The following is an 18,989-nucleotide window of genomic DNA, read 5'->3' on the forward strand; positions in this document are numbered from 1 at the left end:
TCAGTTTATTATACAGCATATTTTCTGATTCTTCAATATGATGGAGAATACTTGAAGACAGATCTTTTGATACAAAAAAACTGCCGGATTTCCGGCAGCTCTGCTGATTAAACCTCCATGATGATAGGTAAAATCATCGGGCGGCGTTTTGTTTTTTCGTATAGGAATGGTGCAAGTGTATCTGTAATTTCATTTTTAATTTCAGACCACTGGCTTGTGCGGCGTTCCATCACTTTATTTAAATGCTTAGTAATCAGCACTTGAGCATCATTAATAAGATCACCTGATTCTCTCATGTAGACGAATCCGCGTGAGATGATGTCAGGACCGGCAGAAATTTTAAATTCCTTCATATTAATGCTGACAACGACAATAACTAGTCCTTCTTCCGAAAGAATGCGGCGGTCACGAAGTACGATGTTTCCGATATCGCCAATTCCGCTCCCGTCAATATAGACAGAGCCAGAAGGAATTTTGCCTGCTACAGATACTTCGCGGTCACTGAGTGCAAGAACTTCTCCATTATCCATGATAAAGCAGTTTTCTTCAGCAACACCACAGTCCTTGGCAAGTCTTGAATGCATAATCTGCATGCGGTACTCACCATGAATTGGCATGAAGTATTCAGGCTTCATTAGTCGAAGCATCAGCTTTTGCTCTTCCTGGCCGCCATGGCCAGACGTATGAACATCGCTTAAAGAACCATGAATGACTTCTGCGCCTGCACGGTAAAGCTGGTTGATTGTTCTGCTTACGCTGATTGTGTTTCCAGGGATCGGCGAAGAAGAAAATACAACCGTATCTCCAGGAATGATCTGAATTTGACGGTGTGTTCCATTTGCAATACGGGATAGAGCTGCCATAGGCTCGCCCTGGCTTCCAGTACATAAAATAGTTACTTTATTAGCAGGCAGGCGGTTAATTTCATGTGGTTCAACAAATGTTTCTTTTGGACATTGAATGTATCCAAGATCTTGTCCGATTGCAATTGCTGATTCCATACTGCGGCCAAATACAGCAATTTTACGATTATGCTGAACAGCTGCTTCAACGACTTGCTGAAGTCTGTGAATGTTTGATGCAAAAGTTGCGAAGATGACACGTCCATCAACTTTGCGGAAGATCTCCTGAATGCTCTCGCCGACACGGCGCTCAGACATCGTAAAGTGAGGAATTTCACTGTTAGTGCTGTCTGAAAGCAGACATAAAACGCCTTCTTTGCCGATTTCAGCCATTTTTGTTAAGTTTGCAGGTTCGCCGACCGGTGTAAAATCAAACTTGAAATCTCCAGTATGTACGATATTTCCAGGCGGTGTCTTTACAACGATTCCGTACGAATCCGGGATGCTGTGTGTTGTTCTGAAGAAGGTAACAGACGTCTTTCTGAATTTAATGATGTCATCTTCTTTAATTTCATATAATTTAGCCTGACGCAATAAACCATGCTCTTCAAGTTTGTTGCGGATTAAGCCGAGTGCAAGCTTGCCTCCGTAAATTGGCACATTTACTTGCTTCAATAGATAAGGAATCCCGCCGATATGGTCTTCATGGCCATGTGTAATGAAAAGACCTTTAATCTTATCTTCATTTTTGACTAAATACGTGTAATCCGGAATCACGTAATCAATTCCAAGCAATTCCTCTTCAGGGAATTTAATGCCGGCATCTATCATAATAATTTCATCCTGGAATTGGACACCGTACGTGTTCTTGCCGATTTCTCCGAGTCCACCAAGTGCGAATACCGCAACTTGATCATTTTTAACAAATTTCATAAAAATCAAATCTCCAATACTTTAAAGTTTTCGTTTTGTTTTTCATATTCAAGAAAAGCACCTTCTACTGATTGAATAAATTCAATGTTATAAAAGCGGTCTTTTAGTTTATTTCTTGCGTCACCTTCTGTTTTAGCTTCAACAAAAAGTGTTTTTGTTTTTTCGCGGACAGGAACCTGATTTAATTTCTCCTGATAATAAACTTTATATAGCATTGCCAAATCTCTCCTTAACTGCCGTATGTTAGACTAACTTGTTCTATTATATGCGATAATCGTCCCTAAGCCAACCCTCATGAGCTCTAGGCCCATTTCAATTAGAAAAAAAACCCTCTGCATCTAGAAAGGGTTTTTGTTAAGCCATTGTTTTTCTGCCAAGAATACTATTCCATTGAGATCTTAATCTGCGCCGCAATCTTTTCATCATATCTGTCTCACTCCTTATCTTGTCCAATTCGATGTCTGCCGAGCCTTCGTGAATCTGCCAGACTTAGTATATGTGATATAGAGCAAAGTTAACATGGGTATTTGTGGAAAAGGTTTTGTGTTTTATGATTAAATAAGAAGAGATTAAAGAATTTCGGTTGAGAAGCTAAATTTTTTCCTTTATTATGGGTCTAGTTATGGTTGATTAATTCAGGACAGGTTAGGAGACGTTTTATGAATGGAAAAGTAATATTTTTTGATATTGACGGAACTTTATTAAATCACGATAAAGAAATACCGGACTCCACACGGGCAGCCATCGAAGAGTTAAAAAAAGAGGGTCATCATGTTGCCATCGCGACAGGCAGGGCTCCTTTCATGTTTGAGGATCTTAGAAAAGAACTTGGAATCGATTCCTTCGTCAGTTTTAATGGCCAGTTTGTAGTTTTTGAAGGAAATGTCATTTATAAAAATCCTCTTAATACAGAAAGACTTGAAGAATTATATGAATTTGCACGCACGTCAAATCACCCGTTAGTTTTTATGAGTGATGACACTATGATGTCAACAGAAACGGATCATCCCTATATACACGAGAGTATGGGCAGCCTGAAGTTTATGCATCCGGAGCGGGATCCTGACTTTTACCGCCATCACGAAGTTTATCAAACGCTGCTTTTTTGTAAAGAGGGCGAAGAAGAAAACTATAAAAAATATGAAGACTTCCATATCATCCGCTGGCATGGGCTTGCTACCGATATCCTTCCTTTTGGAGGTTCTAAGGCTGAAGGCATTAAAAAGCTGATGGAACGCCTGGAGATTGAGAAGAAAGATGTTTATGCATTCGGTGATGGATTGAATGATCTTGAAATGATTAAATATGCTGGTACAGGCGTAGCGATGGGGAATGCAGTGCCTGAACTGAAGGAGCTTGCAGATGAAGTGACATCAGATGTAAACCAGGACGGCATCCTTAATGGGCTGAAAAAAGTGGGACTGCTTTAGAAAAGCATAAGTTTATTGGTCTGCAATTAAAATAAGTAACAAGAATTAATCTTTCTTATGCCTATAAAAAACCTGTCTGCTTTAGCAGACAGGTTTTTTAGCGCTCAATGGCAATGGCATCTTCGGGTTCTTGCATAGGATCTTTTTCATTCATATGATCATAAAACATGACTCCATTAAGATGGTCTATTTCATGCTGAAATACAATAGAAAGCATGCCGCGGAGTCTTAAGTCGAGTTCTTCTCCCTCAAGCGAAACCGCTTTGACGCGAATTCTTGCATAGCGGGGCACATATCCCGGTACAGGGCGATCAACTGACAGACAGCCTTCACCGCTTGTTAAGTAGCTTTTTTCAACGGAATGGCTGATAATTTTTGGATTAAATAAAGCGTAGCTGTGCAGTGTTCCTTTTTCATCTGTCAGCCGAATGGCAATCATCCGTTTTGAAACGTTTATTTGCGGTGCAGCAAGTCCTATACCAGGTCTTAAGCCGTACTTTTCGATCATTTCAGGATTTTGACTGTTTGAAACATATTCAAGCAAATCCTGCAATGTTTTTTTGTCTTCATCAGAAGGCGGCATTGCAACTTTTTCTGCCACTTTGCGAAGTGCCGGATGGCCTTCCCTGATAATATCATCCATTGTAATCATGGGGACTCACACTCCATTTCTTGCTAAATCATCTATATAAGTATAATGGAATTCCTTTAAAACGAAAAGTATTGCTTGTCCATACAGGATAAGCGTCATCAATTATGCGGCTTGCCCACATAAAATGTGGGCATCTTCGGCCGCAATCATCCATTAGTAGTGTCCTACGAAAGCTGCACCAACGATAATTAATAGAATAAACAATACTACAATTAAAGCGAAAGTGCGTCCGCAACCACCCGCGTGGCCGTAACCGTATCCAGGATAACATCCGTACATGCAAAAACCTCCTTTAAATATGACCCTCACCTTCTGTGCATTAGCCTGAGTGTCTAATATAAACTATGTCACGGCATGGGAAGTGTATAGACAAAAGCCCAGATATCCAATAAAAAATTGGGAAATGAAGATGATCAGAATAAGGGGATTTAACATTTAATTGTATAAAGTTTGATTTAACCTGCTAACCGCCTGAGTTTAGGCAAGATGGCTCAGTAGAAAGGCTGGTTCCAAATTTCTCACTGTCAAGCTCCATCTCCTGGCCCCTCGGCCAGAACAAATTCCCTCAGGAAAGTCAAACCCGGACTTTTCGGGTGATATCTTATCTGTCTGCCCGAGTCTTACCAGTCGGTTCCGCTTTTCTATTTAAAGAAGATATTGTAAAAAACCGAAGAACGTCTTATAGTTAAAGTGTTGAATGGTTAGGGGGACCCACGGTGACAAAACTTTCAAAAGCAATTTCAGCAGCAGCGGCAATCTTGATTGGTTCGGTATTATTATCTGGCTGTTCAGGCTCTTCGCCAGAAGAAGAAATGTACAGTGCTCTTGAGAAGGTAGTATCTCTTGAAGATACATTTGAGCAGCAGCAAAAGCCTCTAATTGAGCTTGAAAAAGAGGAAAATGAACTTTATGAAGAAATTATTTCTTTAGGTATGAAAGAGTACGATAAGATTGTTTCTCTTTCAAAAGAAGCGTCAGCTGTTGTAGAAGAAAGAGAAAAGCGGTTAGAGGATGAAAGGCAAAGCATTCTTGATTCCGAGGAAGAATTTAAAAAAATTGCAGATCTTTCAAAGGAGCTCAAAGAAGAAGGAGCGAAAGATAAGGCTGATAAGCTGCAGGGGCTGATGCAGAATCGCTATGATTCCTACGATGCCCTTTATGCTTCATATAAAGAAGCGATTGTCCTTGATAAAGAGCTGTATCAAATGTTTCAAAAAAAGGATTTGAAGCTTGAAGAGCTTGAAGCGAAAATTACTGAAATTAACAGTACTTACGAAAAAGTATTGGCCGAAAATAAAAAATTTAATGAGTATACAGAACAGTATAATCAGGCAAAAATGGACTTTTATAAAGAAGCAGAGATTGAGGTAGAACAACCGGAAGAAAATGCATCAAAATCATAACCATAAAAGCTTGCTTTATAGAGTATGGCCTGCAGAGAGATCTTTCTCTGCAGGTTTTTTGTTTTCAGCAGTAAACCGCTGTGTATAATGGCAGCTGCATCAGCATTTTTCGACATTCACTTACAAGGATAACTGTATCGATTTTTATAATACAGATAAAGAATTAGTTATAGTACAGATTGATAAATAGGGAATAAAAGTAAAATGAAAACACTTAATATCTTTTAAGAATATCGATATAAATCAATTGACGAACTTATTTTTTATGGTGTACACTAGGAAATGTTGAAACGAATTGTATTAATTTCTTTCATCACTTAAATTAGTACAGATATTTGTACTGTCCAATACATAGAAAACGTTTCGGCATTCTCTCAGGTGGTATAAAGATATATAGAGAATAGCCTAAAAAAATGTGTCAGGCGTACTCATTTTGGGTAGGCTAATGCTGTATGTGTCAGTAATTATCTAGAACTATTTTTTTATAAGAGAAAGGATAGGTGACTAAAGATGGCTGCTAAGACTAAAAATGCTGTAGTTGACAGCAAAAAGCAATTCGAAGGAATTGCAAAGCAGTTTGAAACATTCCAAATTCTGAATGAACAGGGCGAGGTTGTAAACGAAGCTTCAATGCCTGATTTATCAGATGATCAATTAAAAGAATTAATGCGCCGTATGGTTTATACGCGTATTTTGGACCAGCGTTCTATTTCACTAAACCGTCAAGGACGTTTAGGATTTTATGCTCCAACAGCAGGACAGGAAGCATCTCAGATCGCTTCTCATTTTGCACTTGAAAAAGAAGATTTTGTTCTTCCAGGATACCGTGACGTTCCGCAAATCATCTGGCACGGACTTCCATTATACCAAGCATTCTTATTCTCACGCGGACATTTCCACGGAAACCAGTTCCCTGAAGATGTAAATGCAATTTCACCGCAGATCATCATAGGTGCACAAATCATCCAGACTGCAGGTGTAGCTCTTGGAATGAAAAAGAAAGACCTTAAATCAGTTGCAATTACTTACACTGGTGACGGCGGAGCATCTCAAGGTGACTTCTACGAAGGAATCAACTTTGCAGGCGCTTATAAAGCACCGGCGATCTTTGTTGTGCAAAACAACAGATTTGCGATCTCAACACCTGTTGAAAAGCAATCTGCTGCTCAAACAATCGCTCAAAAAGCTGCAGCTGCAGGTATCGTAGGAATTCAGGTTGACGGAATGGATGCATTAGCTGTATATGCTGCAGTACGTGATGCACGCGAACGCGCTGTTAATGGTGAAGGTCCTACATTAATTGAAACGCTTACTTATCGTTATGGCCCTCATACGATGGCTGGTGACGACCCAACCCGCTATCGTACGAAAGAACTTGATAACGAGTGGGAAGAGAAAGATCCTCTTGTACGTTTCCGTAAATTCTTAGAAAACAAAGGCTTATGGAACGAAGAAGAAGAAAATAAAGCGATTGAACAAGCAAAAGAAGATATTAAAGAAGCAATCAAAAAAGCGGATGAATATCCAAAACAAAAAGTAACAGATCTAATGGATAACATGTACGAAGAAATGCCATACAATCTGAAAGAGCAATATGAAATCTACAAAGCAAAGGAGTCGAAGTAAGCCATGGCTCAAATGACAATGATTCAAGCAATCACTGATGCGCTGCGCTCAGAATTAAAAAATGATTCTAACGTCTTAGTGTTTGGAGAAGATGTTGGTGTAAATGGCGGCGTATTCCGTGCTACTGAAGGATTACAAAAAGAATTCGGCGAAGACCGTGTATTTGATACACCTCTTGCTGAATCAGGAATCGGCGGTCTTGCGATCGGTCTTGGATTAACAGGATTCCGTCCTGTAGCTGAAATTCAATTCTTCGGTTTCGTTTATGAAGTAATGGACTCTATTTCAGGCCAAATGGCTCGTATGCGCTACCGTTCAGGCGGACGCTGGTCTTCTCCAGTTACAATCCGTTCACCATTTGGCGGAGGCGTTCATACACCTGAACTACATGCTGACAGCTTAGAAGGCCTTATGGCTCAGCAGCCTGGTGTCAAAGTTGTTATTCCTTCAACTCCATACGACGCAAAAGGACTTTTAATCTCTGCTATTCGTGATAACGATCCTGTCGTTTTCCTTGAGCATATGAAGCTTTACCGTTCTTTCCGTCAGGAAGTTCCTGAAGAAGAATACACGATTGAAATCGGCAAAGCTGAAGTGAAAAGAGAAGGTACTGACCTTTCTATTATTACTTATGGCGCAATGGTGCATGAGTCATTAAAAGCAGCAGAAGAGCTTGAAAAAGAAGGGATTTCTGCTGAAGTGATCGACCTGCGCACAATCAGCCCATTAGATATCGACACAATCATTGCATCTGTTGAAAAAACAGGACGTGCGATTGTTGTGCAAGAAGCTCAAAAGCAAGCTGGTATTGCAGCTAACGTTGTTGCTGAAATCAATGACCGTGCAATCTTAAGCTTAGAAGCTCCTGTACTTCGCGTGACAGCTCCAGACACTGTATTTGCTTTCTCTCAAGCTGAAGGTGTATGGCTGCCAAACTTCAAAGATGTGATTGAAACAGCTAAAAAAGTCATGAATTTCTAATTATACATTCTGAGAAAAGAAATCAGAGGGCCCGGAAGAATGCGTGTTTATGTTCCATGATCAGCGCGGCAAGCTGCGTGAAAGCACTTGAACAAACATCAAATGGTAATTCTTTTGAAACCTGCAAACTGGTTTCTTTTCCATATGAAAAATAGGAGGTAATATACCGTGTCATTCGAATTTAAAATGCCGGATATCGGTGAGGGTATCCACGAAGGTGAAATTGTAAAGTGGTTTATCAAGCCAGGCGATGAAGTAAACGAAGATGATGTACTGGCTGAAATCCAGAACGATAAAGCTGTCGTTGAAATTCCTTCTCCTGTAAAAGGAAAAGTTATTGAGCTTAAAGTTGAAGAGGGAACTATTGCGACAGTTGGACAAACTCTTATTACATTTGATGCTCCTGGTTATGAAAACCTTAAATTTAAAGGTGATGACCATGGAGATGAGCCTGCTAAAGAAGAGAAAACAGAAGCACAAGTTCAATCTACAGCTGAAGCTGGCCAAGATGTGAAAAAAGAAGAAGCTCCTAAACAAGAAACAACAGAAGCTACAGGCGCAGGTGCACAGGATCAGGCTGAAGTCGATCCAGACCGCCGCATCATTGCAATGCCTTCTGTACGCAAATATGCCCGTGAAAAAGGCGTTGAAATCCGCCAAGTATCAGGATCAGGCAAAAACGGACGCATCGGCAAAGAGGACATTGATGCATTCTTAGAAGGCGGCTCTAAACCTGCTGAAACGCAAACTGTAGCTCCTCAAGCAGAAGCTAAAGAAGAAAAAGCAGAGCAGAAAGCACCTGCAAAACAAGCTGTTCCAGAAGGCGACTTCCCTGAAACACGCGAGAAAATGAGCCCAATGCGCAAAGCAATTGCTAAAGCAATGGTTAACTCAAAACAAACAGCTCCACACGTAACATTGATGGATGAAGTGGATGTGACGAAACTAGTTTCTCACAGAAAACAGTTCAAAGGTGTTGCAGCCGAGCAGGGAATTAAGTTAACATATTTACCGTACGTAGTGAAAGCTCTTACATCAGCGCTTAAGAAATATCCGGTTCTAAACACTTCTATCGACGACAAAACAGAAGAAGTGATTCAAAAGCATTACTACAACATCGGTATTGCTGCTGATACAGAAAAAGGACTTATGGTTCCAGTTGTTAAAAATGCAGAACGCAAATCAATCTTTGACATTTCTGATGAAATTAACGGCTTAGCTACTAAAGCACGCGACGGTAAACTTTCTGCTGCGGAAATGAAGGGCGCTTCTTGTACAATTACAAACATCGGCTCAGCTGGCGGACAATGGTTCACTCCAGTAATCAATCACCCAGAGGTTGCAATCCTTGGAATCGGCCGCATTGCTGAAAAAGCAATCGTAGTTGACGGTGAAATTGTTGCTGCTCCAGTGCTTGCTTTATCATTAAGCTTTGACCACCGCATGATCGATGGTGCTACAGCACAAAATGCATTAAATCACATTAAGCGTTTATTGAACGACCCACAACTTATTTTAATGGAGGCGTAATCGATGGTAGTAGGAGATTTCCCTATTGAAACAGATACTCTTGTCATTGGTGCGGGACCTGGTGGCTATGTAGCTGCCATCCGCGCTGCACAGCTAGGACAGAAAGTAACAATCGTAGAAAAAGCAAACCTTGGCGGTGTTTGCTTAAACGTTGGATGTATTCCTTCTAAAGCGTTAATCGCTGCTGGTCACCGTTTTGAGAATGCTAAGCATTCTGAAGACATGGGAATCAAAGCTGAAAACGTAACAGTTGATTTTACGAAAGTTCAAGAATTCAAAGCTGGCGTAGTGAAAAAGCTTGTCGGCGGTGTTGAAGGACTTCTTAAAGGCAACAAAGTTGAAATCGTTCGCGGCGAAGCTTATTTTGTAGACAGCGAATCTATTAAAGTAATGGATGATAACTCATCTCAAACTTATAAATTCAAAAATGCAATCATTGCTACAGGTTCACGTCCGATTGAAATTCCAGGATTCAAATATTCTAAACGCGTTTTAGATTCAACAGGCGCGCTGAACTTAAATGAAATTCCTAAGAAAATTGTTGTTATTGGTGCAGGCTACATAGGCACTGAGCTTGGAACAGCTTACGCTAACTTCGGTTCTGAAGTCGTATTCATTGAAGCAATGGATGAGATCTTAATGGGCTTTGAAAAGCAAATGAGCTCACTAGTAAAACGCAACCTTAAGAAAAAGGGCAACGTTGAAATCCATACAAAAGCTAAAGCTAAATCTGTTGAAGAAACAGAAAACGGCGTAAAAGTAACATTTGAAGTAAAAGGCGAAGAGCAGACAGTTGAAGCTGACTACTTGTTAGTAACAGTTGGTCGCCGTGCTAACACAGACGAACTTGGCCTTGAGCAAGTAGGCGTTGAAATGTCAGACCGCGGCGTGATTAAAATTGATAAGCAGTGCCGCACAAGCGTTTCTAACATCTTTGCAATCGGTGATATCGTTGAAGGTCCTCCTCTTGCACACAAAGCTTCTTATGAAGGCAAAATTGCTGCAGAGGTAATCGCTGGCGAACATGCTGAAATTGATTACTTAGGAATTCCTGCTGTTGTATTCTCTGAGCCTGAACTTGCTTCAGTAGGCTACACAGAAGCACAAGCTAAAGAAGAAGGACTTGAGGTTGTTGCTGCTAAGTTCCCATTTGCTGCAAATGGACGGGCACTATCTCTTAACCAGACAGACGGATTCTTAAAACTAGTTACACGTAAAGAAGACGGTCTTGTTATTGGAGCGCAGATTGCTGGTGCTGCAGCTTCTGATATGATTTCAGAGCTAAGCCTTGCAATTGAAGCCGGCATGACTGCTGAAGATATCGCGATGACAATTCATGCGCATCCAACATTGGGAGAAATCACAATGGAAGCTGCTGAAGTTGCAATCGGAAGCCCGATTCACATCGTGAAATAATAAGAGTAAAACCCCCTTAATGCTTTTGAAGTGAACCCAAAAAGTTAGACACTTTATTATTAGGCAACGGGTAGGGCATGAGTTCGGTATTCAACCGGACTCATGCCTTTTAATTTTGCTTTAATCCGCTCATGATTGTCATAGTGGATATATGCTTTAAGCTCATGCTTAAAATGTTCAATATCCTTAAATTCTTGAAGATATACCAGTTCTGATTTAAAAGCCCGAAAAAGTTTTCAATGACCGCATTATCCAAGCAATTTCCCTTTCGGGACATACTTTGAATAACACCGTGTTGTTTCAATGTTGTGGTGATTGATGCACTAATCGCTTTTGGTATTTCACGGCATCATCTTAAGCCAACCAATGATTCTTGGCGGGTCGATGAGACATATGTGAAAGTCAAAGATCAATGGATGTACCTATATCGTGCCGTTGATTCAGAAGGAAATACGATTGATTTTTATTTAAGTAAAACAAGAGATCATAAGGCTGCAAAGCGCTTTTTCAAGAAAGCTTTGCGGTCTTTTCATGTTTCAAAGCCCCGTGTTATCACAGTAGACAAGAACCGCTTTTTTAATATTGTTCAGCAATCGGGCCATTTAATGGAGTAAGAGTTTGCATAAAATCTCACTTTTTTATTAGTTATCAGGTGTAGTTGAGCATGTGCAAACGTTGATTTATCAACAATATATAATATCATGCATAACTATAAATTGTGACAAGTTGAAATCCCTTGGCGCAAAGGGTGTTTGTGATAGGCCGATGGGAATCATTATGTAAAATTCACGTGATATTAGTGACATCACTCATTTTCATGATAAAATGGAATAAAAAGGTATATGAGGAGTGGATCTATTGATGTTTCAAAGGAAGATAGCCCAACAAGTAAAAACGAAATCAACAACTTGGAGTTATGTGGCATGCATTTCGGCACTCTTATTCGCAGCACCACATCTTTGGTGGGGGATGGGAGTATCTGTAGCTTTCCCAGGCGACTATAAATCATTCCCTGATAACGTTTGGTCAGTAGCTATTGGATTTTGGACAATGGGTTTCTTAGCGATTCTTGCAGCACTCTTTGCACTTTCTTTTATACAACCATGGGGTCGAAGAATTCCTCGTTCAATGCTACTCATACTCGGATGGATTGCATCAGTCGGGTTGACGTTTTGGGGTCTCGGTTTTTTTTACTTAAGATTTTTTATAGAAATTGGTCGCGTGATATCTTCCCAACAGTTTACTTATCAAGATTCAAATATTTACCCTATAATTTGGGGTTACATTTGGTATTCATTGTTCTTAGTTTGGGGCATCTCGCTAGGTCTTACCGTTTTGCAGTATCAAAGAAGATCTCGTGTACAGAGTGAGGAAGTTAATAAATCCATATCTATAGACAACTAAATGAGTAATGGCAGTTATAATAACGAATTTTATGTTAAAAAGACATGGGGAACAAAAAGCTTTTTTGTTCAACAATCGAGCCAAATAGTGAAGTGAGGCGTCAACACCTCCACTTTCGTAAAGAGTTATCCATCTACGAATTGTACTTGGATCCTTGATGCCTGAAAACAGCAGCTGTCACTCTTGTTGACTTCCTATGTTCGTGCATATAGTTAAGTACGTTCAGTTTATCGCTTGCAGAATAGATTGTATATGCCTTTTCAAATGCTTCTTCCCCGTAATATTCAAATCGTTTAAGCCAAGTACGTAAATCCCCTGTATCTGCACCAATAGAATTAGCGATTCCCTTAAAAGAATCTTCACCTGCTAGATATCTTTTAACGGCCATTATTTTTTCTTCTTTTGAAAATTCAGCCATAGAAAAACTGCACCTCCAATTGTTAGATTATGTCTAACAATTGGGGTGCAGTTCATTTATGATTAAGGGGGTTTTTTGACAAAATAAAAAGGCGGCTAATTAAATAGAACCACCTAAAACACTTAACGCTGTCCGCTGCTCTTAGACAGAGCTTTAATGACAGGATTAATAATCTCCTCTTTATTACCTACATGCCCTTCAATTTGGAAGATCACTTGATTATCATCCACAACAACAAGAGAAGGATATTTGTCTACATCAAACGGATAATTTTCTTCCGCACTTGACTCGATAAATTGCAAACCTTCAATTTCTTCTGGGAAATCCCGTTTTAAATCGATGAGTGCGTCATAATAAACGGATTCCCGATATTCATCCTGTTCATCTGAGAAGAATAATAGCTTTCTTTCTTCCGGTTCCGGCTGTTTAATCGCTTCAGAAGTGAAATTCAAACTGCAAGATGATAGAAGAAATACTGGCATGATGAAGGCGACAATAACCGACTTTGCCATATTGCCCACCTCTTTAAAATGAAATGGTCTAAACATACCGCTCTATTTGTGAATGAAAACCAATACTTACTACCCAGTTTTAGTGTGCCGTCATGCTAAATTAATGCTATTCTATCATGTTTTCCGAATATTCCCCTGAATGTTACCTATTTGTTACATAAATGAAAAATATACAGTAGGAATGTCGCATAACCTAAATATAGGAGATAAAGCGGCTGAGTCAAAGAAGGGGAGTAAAGATGAAATGGCCAATGATTATTATTCTGCAATGTTTCATGTGGGGCGGTTATGTATTGGTGGAATGGATATCTGAAAAAGATTCGCTGCAGGCTAAATTGATCTTGCTTGGGGTCTTTCTCTACATAGCATATATTGTGGCAGCATCTTTTTCACAATCTAAAAAAATCGCTCTATTCGTGACGGCTGCAACTGCAGCAGCGGCATTTTTATGCAAGGATGAATTCTTACTGCTTATTAGGACGTTTATTTAATAACACTGTCAGAATAATCAAAAAACACTTTTCCCCAAACTAGAAAGTGTTTTTTGATATTTTCTTTTATATAGAATTATTCACAGTAAGCAGGTGCTTTTGTTAATTAATTCCTCTTTTTATATAGTGAAGCAATCAGCCTTATATTATACTTATAAAGGAGAATGATTGGGGGATACATAATGAAGCATTTGCTTTGCGTCTTGGCTGCGATCTGTTTACTTGCAGCGTGCAGCTCAGATCAAACTGTTAATCAAGCAGCGAAACATGAAGAAGCGGACAAGGAAAAGGAAAAGGAAGGACAAAAGAGTGACAAGGCACCAGAAGAGCCTGCACCTGAGGAAGAGGAAAAAGAAAGCGCGAAGACCGCAGCTGAACCAGAAGCTCTTCCTAAATACAAGATAAATCCGGCCAATTGGACAATTGAGCCTCTGAGTGCAAATATCAATGCAAAGGCTGTCCTGATTACGATTGATGATGCTCCTGATAAACACAGTCTGGAAATGGCTCATACGCTAAAAGATCTTGGTATAAATGCGATTTTTTTCGTTAATGGCCACTTCTTAGATTCAGATGAAGAAAAAAAGACACTGAAAGATATTCATAACCTCGGGTTTCCGATCGGCAACCATACGATGACACATGCTAATTTGAAAGCTCTTTCTGCAGAAGAGCAGCGAAATGAAATCGTTCGGCTGAATGATCTAGTTGAAGCGACAATTGGAGAAAGACCTCGTTTTTTCCGTGCTCCATTCGGGAGCAACACAGACGAAAGCCGGAAGCTTGCAGAGGAAGAAAAGATGGTTTTGATGAACTGGACATACGGTTATGATTGGGAAAAGGCGTATCAATCAAAAGATGCCCTTACAGACATTATGGTCAATTCACCGTTCCTGACAGATGGAGCGAATCTGCTAATGCATGACAGGGAATGGACAAACGAAGCATTAAAGGGGATTGTAGAAGGATTAAAAGCTAAGGGATATGAAATAGCTGATCCCCATTCAATCGAAAAAATTTCATAAAAAAGCGGTCCTAATAAGGATCGCTTTCATCTTTTATAATAGTACATTTTTCTGCCGTTAAATAAGGTTAATTCGCCTTTAAGTTTTTTTGCAAGGAACTTTGAAAACTCATTTGCTTTATTCTTGTCGCCGTATTTTGAATCAGAGGGGAGGGTGATTTGCAGAAAAGAAGGCTGCTCATTACCGGCTGAACTGACTCCGACATACATTTTGGAATATCCTCGTTCATCTGACGATAAGGAAAGATATCCATCCACTTGTTTACATTCATAAGGGAAAGCAGAGCTTTCATATTCGAAGTTTAATTGCTGGCCGGTTTTACCCGTTATGTCCTTGTAATAGTGAAAAAGCTCTTCTACTTCATCAACCGTTATATGCTGTTTAATGGATCCGCCGACTAATTTAATAAATGCGTGAGAGGCCATTCTGTCAACTCCTAATATTTCTGACTGATTAAATTAAATTTTACAAATATTTAAACAGTCTGACAAGATAAAGGTGAAATAATTGTGCTGAGACACAATGTAGGGTATAATTAATCTGAATAATCAGATAACAAACAGGAGGAGGCCGTCATGAACGCTTTAGAAAAGTTTTATGATGATACCGAGCAGGCTAACGTAAGGTATGTGGGATTTGCTTCAAGTGACCGGAGGTATGATTTGGCCATTGTTTACTCAAGTATGTTTTTTGGCAAACCGCTCGTCATATGTCTCCAAACCGGTAAAGCAGCTCTCCTTGACTCGTCTGATATCGAAGACCTCGAACTCCTCAAGCACACATTTCGCACTGAAACCCTGCAGCAGGCATCAGAACTCTCTGATTTCTTCAAAGAAGTGATCCCTGCCGTCCAATTGACCACCCAATATGAATAAGAAAAAGACTGGCGTATTTCAGCCAGTTTTTTTATATGCTTATATTAAAAGAAAGATACATAAATTGATAGAAAATGCATAAATGTGTTATACAATTTAGGCTTGACGAATTAAATGTGTTATATTATTATAGAGTTACAAAGTATTAAGCGTTTTCAATAATTCTTAAAGCGCTAATCCATTCAAAAAAGGGGTATGGAAATGGGAACAATCGTATGTCAAACATGCAATGGTACTATCGATCATTTTGAGGACGAAAAGGTCAGTGTTTTGTATGGGAAGTGCACAAGCTGCGATTGCCAAGTACTCGAGAGAGAAATTACAGTTATTAAAGGGGTTTAAATAGAGGATAGATGAAAGCATGCGGGATTTCCTGCATGCTTTTATTTTTTTAGATGATGTCTGCCCTTCGTTTCTGCGCGCATTCATGCTGCAGTCAGTTTCTTATACCCGCAAAAAAGACGATTCATAAAAGAATCGCCTTTTTACTATTATCTGATTGCTTTATGCTCTTTAATCACTCTCAAATAGTTAAGCTCTGGATCTTCTGGTCCTTGTACAGGGAGACCAACTTCCAGGTTCTTGCGCACATATGCAAGATTTTCTTCAGATATGATTTCACCAGGGATGAAAATTGGAATTCCTGGGGGATAAACCATGATAAACTCAGCAATGATGCGTCCTGCTGATTCACTGAAAGGGACAACTTCCGTTTCCGCGTAAAATGCATCACGGGGTGTCAGTGCTAAAACAGGAATATCAGGCAGCATGACAGTCGGTTTTACCAAGTCTGCAGATGCATTCATAAATTCTGTAGACAGAGCCTGCAGCGCTTCAACCAAAATGCCTGTTTCTCTTTCAGAATCCCCTGGTGTAATGATGCAAAGAATGTTATATAAATCTGACATTTCAACTTCAATATTATAGTTTTCACGCAGCCATTTTTCTACATCATAGCCATTTAAGCCGAGCTCTTTAATGGAAATGATCAGCTTCGTCGGATCGTAATCAAATGCCGCTTTGGTGCCGACAATCTCCTCGCCGATGCACTCGATTTTATCAATCTCATTAATCTTTCTGCGTGTATCCTCTGCAAGCCGGATTGCCCGTTCGACGAGCTCGCGGCCTTCTGTTGCCAAACGTTTTCTTGCTACATCAAGTGAAGCTAAAAGAAGATATGACGTAGATGTTGTTGTCAGCATGCTCAGGATGGTTTGAACTCTTTGAACAGATACCAATCCTTCGCGGACGTTTAACACAGAGCTTTGTGTCATTGATCCGCCCAGCTTATGAACACTTGTTGCTGCCATGTCTGCACCTGCCTGCATGGCTGACATCGGGAGGTCCTCATGAAAATGTATATGAACTCCATGTGCCTCATCGACAAGAACAGGGACATTGTACGAATGGGCAATTTCTACGATTTTCTTTAAATCAGCCGAGACTCCAAAATAAGTAGGGTTGATGACAAGCAGTCCTTTTGCATCTGGATGCTGCTCAAGGGCATGTTCAACAGATTCAGTTGTAATACCGTGTGAAATGCCGAGCTCTTTATCAATTTCAGGGTGAATAAAGATTGGTGTAGCCCCCGAGAAAACGACAGCGGACATAACCGACTTATGAACATTGCGGGGAACAAGGATTTTATCTCCAGGTCCGCAAACAGCCATCACCATTGTCATGATCGCACCGCTTGTTCCCTGTACAGAGAAGAATGTATAATCTGCTCCAAATGCTTCAGCTGCCAAGTCTTGAGCTTTTTTGATCATTCCTTTTGGAGAATGAAGATCATCCAAAGGTCCAATGTTGATTAAATCTATGGAAAGAGCAGGGTCCCCGATAAACGAGCGGAATTCAGGATCAATTCCTGCACCTTTTTTATGTCCTGGGATATGGAATTGAACAGGATCTTTTTTTGCATGCTCTTTTAATCCTGTAAATAAGGGTGTTTCATATTGCGACAATTTGTATTCCCACCTTCTTTAATTAAAAATAGTATCTATTTTCATCATTTCAATTTAGTTATTTACACATAAAACAAGTGAATTATATCACTTAATAAATAGATTGAAAAGGTATTTTTCAAAAGGGGAAAACCGTGCAAAATAATTAATTTGGCAGAATTTTTAGAATAATGGTTGTCTTTTTTGCCAGTTACATATTATGATAGAAGCAGCTTTACATACCAACCGGTTAGTAAGTTATTAGAAAGGGTGATTTAGTTGAACTTTACTTACTCAGATAAAGTGATTGACTTACAAAAACAAGCAGCATCTTTTATGGAAGAATTCGTTTATCCAAATGAGAAAAAGTACGAAGAACAATTAAATGCGCAGGAATCCAGATGGTCTGAGATTCCGGCCATAATGGAAGAGCTGAAAACCAAGGCAAAGAAAAGAGGATTATGGAATTTATTTTTGCCTGAGAGCGAGTACGGGGCAGGACTTACAAATTTAGAATATGCTCCGCTTTGTGAAATTATGGGACGCTCATTGCTTGCACCTGAAGTGTTTAACTGTGCAGCACCTGATACAGGAAACATGGAGGTACTTGTGCGCTACGGCACAGAAGAACAAAAAGAGAAATGGCTGAAGCCTCTGCTTGCCGGAGAAATCCGTTCATGCTTTTCCATGACTGAGCCTGATGTTGCCTCAGCAGATGCGACGAATATTGGAGCAAGCATCATCCGGGACGGGGATGAGTATGTCATTAACGGAAGAAAATGGTGGTCTTCAGGAGCCGGCGATCCCCGCTGCAAGATTGCAATTGTGATGGGAAAATCCAATTTTCAAGCCCCTAAATATGAACAGCAGTCGATGATTTTAGTGCCGCTTGATGCTGAAGGCGTCAAGATTGAAAGAGTGCTGCCTGTTTTCGGCTACGATCACGCTCCTCACGGTCATGCTGAAATTACATTTGATAACGTAAGGGTGCCGGTTTCTAATATGCTGCTCGGAGAAGGAAGAGGATTTGAAATTGCCCAGGGCCGACTTGGACCAGGAAGAATGCATCACTGCATGAGATTGATCGGGGCTGCAGAACGAGCTCTTGAGGAATTGTGTAAGCGTGTACAAACCAGAGAGGCGTTTGGCAAACCGATTTCAAGCCAGGGTGTCATCAGAGAATGGATCGCAGACTCCCGCATCGAAATTGAGCAGGCGCGCTTGCTTACTTTAAAAGCCGCCTACATGATGGATACGGTCGGAAATAAAGCGGCTAAAACGGAAATCGCGATGATTAAAGTCATTGCTCCGAATATGGCACTGAAAGTAATCGACAGGGCCATTCAGGCATTTGGTGCTGCTGGAGTCAGCGAAGATACTCCGCTTGCTGCTCAATGGGCAAGTGCAAGAACCTTGAGAATCGCTGACGGACCGGATGAAGTGCATCGTGCTCAGCTGGCAAGGCTTGAGCTGAAAAAATACGATGTGAATATGCAGACAGTATAAGG

At 40.2% G+C, this 18,989-nt stretch carries 20 protein-coding genes and 2 pseudogenes; 13 read left to right on the plus strand and 9 right to left on the minus strand.

Features of this window, described 5'->3' with window-relative positions; genetic code table 11:
* Positions 1–107: 107 nt before the first annotated feature.
* Positions 108–1,775, minus strand: a complete 1,668-nt coding sequence (rnjA, locus tag LIT25_09570; GenBank protein ID USK35512.1) for a ribonuclease J1 — start codon at positions 1,773–1,775, stop codon at positions 108–110.
* A 5-nt stretch (positions 1,776–1,780) separates the two neighbouring features.
* Positions 1,781–1,990, minus strand: a complete 210-nt coding sequence (locus tag LIT25_09575) for a DNA-dependent RNA polymerase auxiliary subunit epsilon family protein (GenBank protein USK35513.1) — start codon at positions 1,988–1,990, stop codon at positions 1,781–1,783.
* A 444-nt stretch (positions 1,991–2,434) separates the two neighbouring features.
* Here LIT25_09575 and LIT25_09580 point away from each other — a divergent pair, with 444 nt between their 5' ends.
* Positions 2,435–3,205: a Cof-type HAD-IIB family hydrolase gene (locus LIT25_09580; GenBank protein ID USK35514.1), complete on the plus strand. Its 771-nt coding sequence runs from the start codon at positions 2,435–2,437 to the stop codon at positions 3,203–3,205.
* A 97-nt stretch (positions 3,206–3,302) separates the two neighbouring features.
* Here the strand turns inward: LIT25_09580 and def are convergent, their stop codons facing one another.
* Positions 3,303–3,857 carry a peptide deformylase gene (gene def, locus LIT25_09585; protein USK35515.1) on the minus strand — a complete coding sequence of 185 codons (555 nt, stop codon included), beginning with the start codon at positions 3,855–3,857 and terminating at the stop codon, positions 3,303–3,305.
* 153 nt (positions 3,858–4,010) lie between these two features.
* Positions 4,011–4,136 (minus strand): YjcZ family sporulation protein, encoded by a 126-nt coding sequence (locus LIT25_09590; protein ID USK35516.1) that lies wholly within the window; start codon positions 4,134–4,136, stop codon positions 4,011–4,013.
* Between the two features lie 437 nt (positions 4,137–4,573).
* Between LIT25_09590 and LIT25_09595 the strand changes: the two genes are divergently transcribed.
* From LIT25_09595 to lpdA, 5 genes are all read left to right on the plus strand, one after another.
* Entirely contained in the window at positions 4,574–5,260 is a 687-nt protein-coding gene (locus tag LIT25_09595) for a YkyA family protein (GenBank protein USK35517.1), read from the plus strand.
* Positions 5,261–5,770: 510 nt separating this feature from the next.
* Positions 5,771–6,886 (plus strand): pyruvate dehydrogenase (acetyl-transferring) E1 component subunit alpha, encoded by a 1,116-nt coding sequence (pdhA, locus tag LIT25_09600; GenBank protein ID USK35518.1) that lies wholly within the window; start codon positions 5,771–5,773, stop codon positions 6,884–6,886.
* Between the two features lie 3 nt (positions 6,887–6,889).
* The gene (locus tag LIT25_09605; protein ID USK35519.1) at positions 6,890–7,867 is read left to right on the plus strand and encodes an alpha-ketoacid dehydrogenase subunit beta; all 978 of its coding nucleotides are present in this window, start codon (positions 6,890–6,892) and stop codon (positions 7,865–7,867) included.
* A 168-nt stretch (positions 7,868–8,035) separates the two neighbouring features.
* Entirely contained in the window at positions 8,036–9,397 is a 1,362-nt protein-coding gene (locus tag LIT25_09610; GenBank protein USK35520.1) for a 2-oxo acid dehydrogenase subunit E2, read from the plus strand.
* A gap of 3 nt (positions 9,398–9,400) precedes the next feature.
* Positions 9,401–10,813: a dihydrolipoyl dehydrogenase gene (gene lpdA, locus LIT25_09615; protein USK35521.1), complete on the plus strand. Its 1,413-nt coding sequence runs from the start codon at positions 9,401–9,403 to the stop codon at positions 10,811–10,813.
* 59 nt (positions 10,814–10,872) lie between these two features.
* Here lpdA and LIT25_09620 read toward each other — a convergent pair.
* Positions 10,873–11,117, minus strand: a pseudogene (locus LIT25_09620) (IS3 family transposase).
* Positions 11,118–11,157: 40 nt separating this feature from the next.
* On the opposite strand from LIT25_09620, the pseudogene LIT25_09625 reads away from it, so the two are divergent.
* Together LIT25_09625 and LIT25_09630 are read left to right on the plus strand one after the other, a co-directional pair.
* A pseudogene (locus LIT25_09625) lies at positions 11,158–11,382 on the plus strand (DDE-type integrase/transposase/recombinase).
* A 292-nt stretch (positions 11,383–11,674) separates the two neighbouring features.
* Positions 11,675–12,217 carry a DUF3995 domain-containing protein gene (locus tag LIT25_09630; GenBank protein USK36222.1) on the plus strand — a complete coding sequence of 181 codons (543 nt, stop codon included), beginning with the start codon at positions 11,675–11,677 and terminating at the stop codon, positions 12,215–12,217.
* Between the two features lie 133 nt (positions 12,218–12,350).
* Here the strand turns inward: LIT25_09630 and LIT25_09635 are convergent, their stop codons facing one another.
* Positions 12,351–12,635: a transposase gene (locus LIT25_09635; protein ID USK35522.1), complete on the minus strand. Its 285-nt coding sequence runs from the start codon at positions 12,633–12,635 to the stop codon at positions 12,351–12,353.
* Between the two features lie 122 nt (positions 12,636–12,757).
* Positions 12,758–13,147 carry a hypothetical protein gene (locus tag LIT25_09640; protein ID USK35523.1) on the minus strand — a complete coding sequence of 130 codons (390 nt, stop codon included), beginning with the start codon at positions 13,145–13,147 and terminating at the stop codon, positions 12,758–12,760.
* Positions 13,148–13,386: 239 nt separating this feature from the next.
* Here LIT25_09640 and LIT25_09645 point away from each other — a divergent pair, with 239 nt between their 5' ends.
* Both LIT25_09645 and LIT25_09650 read left to right on the plus strand, forming a co-directional pair.
* Positions 13,387–13,638 (plus strand): hypothetical protein, encoded by a 252-nt coding sequence (locus tag LIT25_09645; GenBank protein USK35524.1) that lies wholly within the window; start codon positions 13,387–13,389, stop codon positions 13,636–13,638.
* Between the two features lie 182 nt (positions 13,639–13,820).
* Positions 13,821–14,663 carry a polysaccharide deacetylase family protein gene (locus LIT25_09650; GenBank protein USK35525.1) on the plus strand — a complete coding sequence of 281 codons (843 nt, stop codon included), beginning with the start codon at positions 13,821–13,823 and terminating at the stop codon, positions 14,661–14,663.
* A 26-nt stretch (positions 14,664–14,689) separates the two neighbouring features.
* On the opposite strand, the gene LIT25_09655 is transcribed toward LIT25_09650, so the two are convergent.
* On the minus strand, positions 14,690–15,088 hold the full coding sequence (locus LIT25_09655) for a DUF1885 family protein (GenBank protein ID USK35526.1): 399 nt from the start codon (positions 15,086–15,088) through the stop codon (positions 14,690–14,692).
* A 150-nt stretch (positions 15,089–15,238) separates the two neighbouring features.
* Between LIT25_09655 and LIT25_09660 the strand changes: the two genes are divergently transcribed.
* Complete coding sequence (locus tag LIT25_09660) at positions 15,239–15,538, plus strand: DUF3055 domain-containing protein (protein ID USK35527.1); 300 nt, start codon at positions 15,239–15,241, stop codon at positions 15,536–15,538.
* A 201-nt stretch (positions 15,539–15,739) separates the two neighbouring features.
* The gene (locus tag LIT25_09665; protein ID USK35528.1) at positions 15,740–15,880 is read left to right on the plus strand and encodes a GapA-binding peptide SR1P; all 141 of its coding nucleotides are present in this window, start codon (positions 15,740–15,742) and stop codon (positions 15,878–15,880) included.
* A gap of 149 nt (positions 15,881–16,029) precedes the next feature.
* On the opposite strand, the gene LIT25_09670 is transcribed toward LIT25_09665, so the two are convergent.
* Entirely contained in the window at positions 16,030–17,502 is a 1,473-nt protein-coding gene (locus tag LIT25_09670) for an aminotransferase class I/II-fold pyridoxal phosphate-dependent enzyme (GenBank protein USK35529.1), read from the minus strand.
* Positions 17,503–17,760: 258 nt separating this feature from the next.
* On the opposite strand from LIT25_09670, the gene LIT25_09675 reads away from it, so the two are divergent.
* On the plus strand, positions 17,761–18,987 hold the full coding sequence (locus LIT25_09675; GenBank protein USK35530.1) for an acyl-CoA dehydrogenase: 1,227 nt from the start codon (positions 17,761–17,763) through the stop codon (positions 18,985–18,987).
* Positions 18,988–18,989 lie beyond the last annotated feature (2 nt).

This window comes from Bacillus sp. F19, from assembly GCA_023823795.1.
Taxonomy (GTDB): domain Bacteria; phylum Bacillota; class Bacilli; order Bacillales; family Bacillaceae; genus Bacillus_P.

What these genes read in the sequence shown, in the direction of transcription:
- rnjA (USK35512.1), bottom strand. Translation starts at nt 1,775, where the DNA reads ATGAAATTTGTTAAAAATGATCAAGTTGCGGTATTCGCACTTGGTGGA.
- LIT25_09575 (USK35513.1), bottom strand. Translation starts at nt 1,990, where the DNA reads ATGCTATATAAAGTTTATTATCAGGAGAAATTAAATCAGGTTCCTGTC.
- LIT25_09580 (USK35514.1), top strand. Translation starts at nt 2,435, where the DNA reads ATGAATGGAAAAGTAATATTTTTTGATATTGACGGAACTTTATTAAAT.
- def (USK35515.1), bottom strand. Translation starts at nt 3,857, where the DNA reads ATGATTACAATGGATGATATTATCAGGGAAGGCCATCCGGCACTTCGC.
- LIT25_09590 (USK35516.1), bottom strand. Translation starts at nt 4,136, where the DNA reads ATGTACGGATGTTATCCTGGATACGGTTACGGCCACGCGGGTGGTTGC.
- pdhA (USK35518.1), top strand. Translation starts at nt 5,771, where the DNA reads ATGGCTGCTAAGACTAAAAATGCTGTAGTTGACAGCAAAAAGCAATTC.
- LIT25_09605 (USK35519.1), top strand. Translation starts at nt 6,890, where the DNA reads ATGGCTCAAATGACAATGATTCAAGCAATCACTGATGCGCTGCGCTCA.
- lpdA (USK35521.1), top strand. Translation starts at nt 9,401, where the DNA reads ATGGTAGTAGGAGATTTCCCTATTGAAACAGATACTCTTGTCATTGGT.
- LIT25_09630 (USK36222.1), top strand. Translation starts at nt 11,675, where the DNA reads ATGTTTCAAAGGAAGATAGCCCAACAAGTAAAAACGAAATCAACAACT.
- LIT25_09635 (USK35522.1), bottom strand. Translation starts at nt 12,635, where the DNA reads ATGGCTGAATTTTCAAAAGAAGAAAAAATAATGGCCGTTAAAAGATAT.
- LIT25_09640 (USK35523.1), bottom strand. Translation starts at nt 13,147, where the DNA reads ATGGCAAAGTCGGTTATTGTCGCCTTCATCATGCCAGTATTTCTTCTA.
- LIT25_09645 (USK35524.1), top strand. Translation starts at nt 13,387, where the DNA reads ATGAAATGGCCAATGATTATTATTCTGCAATGTTTCATGTGGGGCGGT.
- LIT25_09650 (USK35525.1), top strand. Translation starts at nt 13,821, where the DNA reads ATGAAGCATTTGCTTTGCGTCTTGGCTGCGATCTGTTTACTTGCAGCG.
- LIT25_09655 (USK35526.1), bottom strand. Translation starts at nt 15,088, where the DNA reads ATGGCCTCTCACGCATTTATTAAATTAGTCGGCGGATCCATTAAACAG.
- LIT25_09660 (USK35527.1), top strand. Translation starts at nt 15,239, where the DNA reads ATGAACGCTTTAGAAAAGTTTTATGATGATACCGAGCAGGCTAACGTA.
- LIT25_09665 (USK35528.1), top strand. Translation starts at nt 15,740, where the DNA reads ATGGGAACAATCGTATGTCAAACATGCAATGGTACTATCGATCATTTT.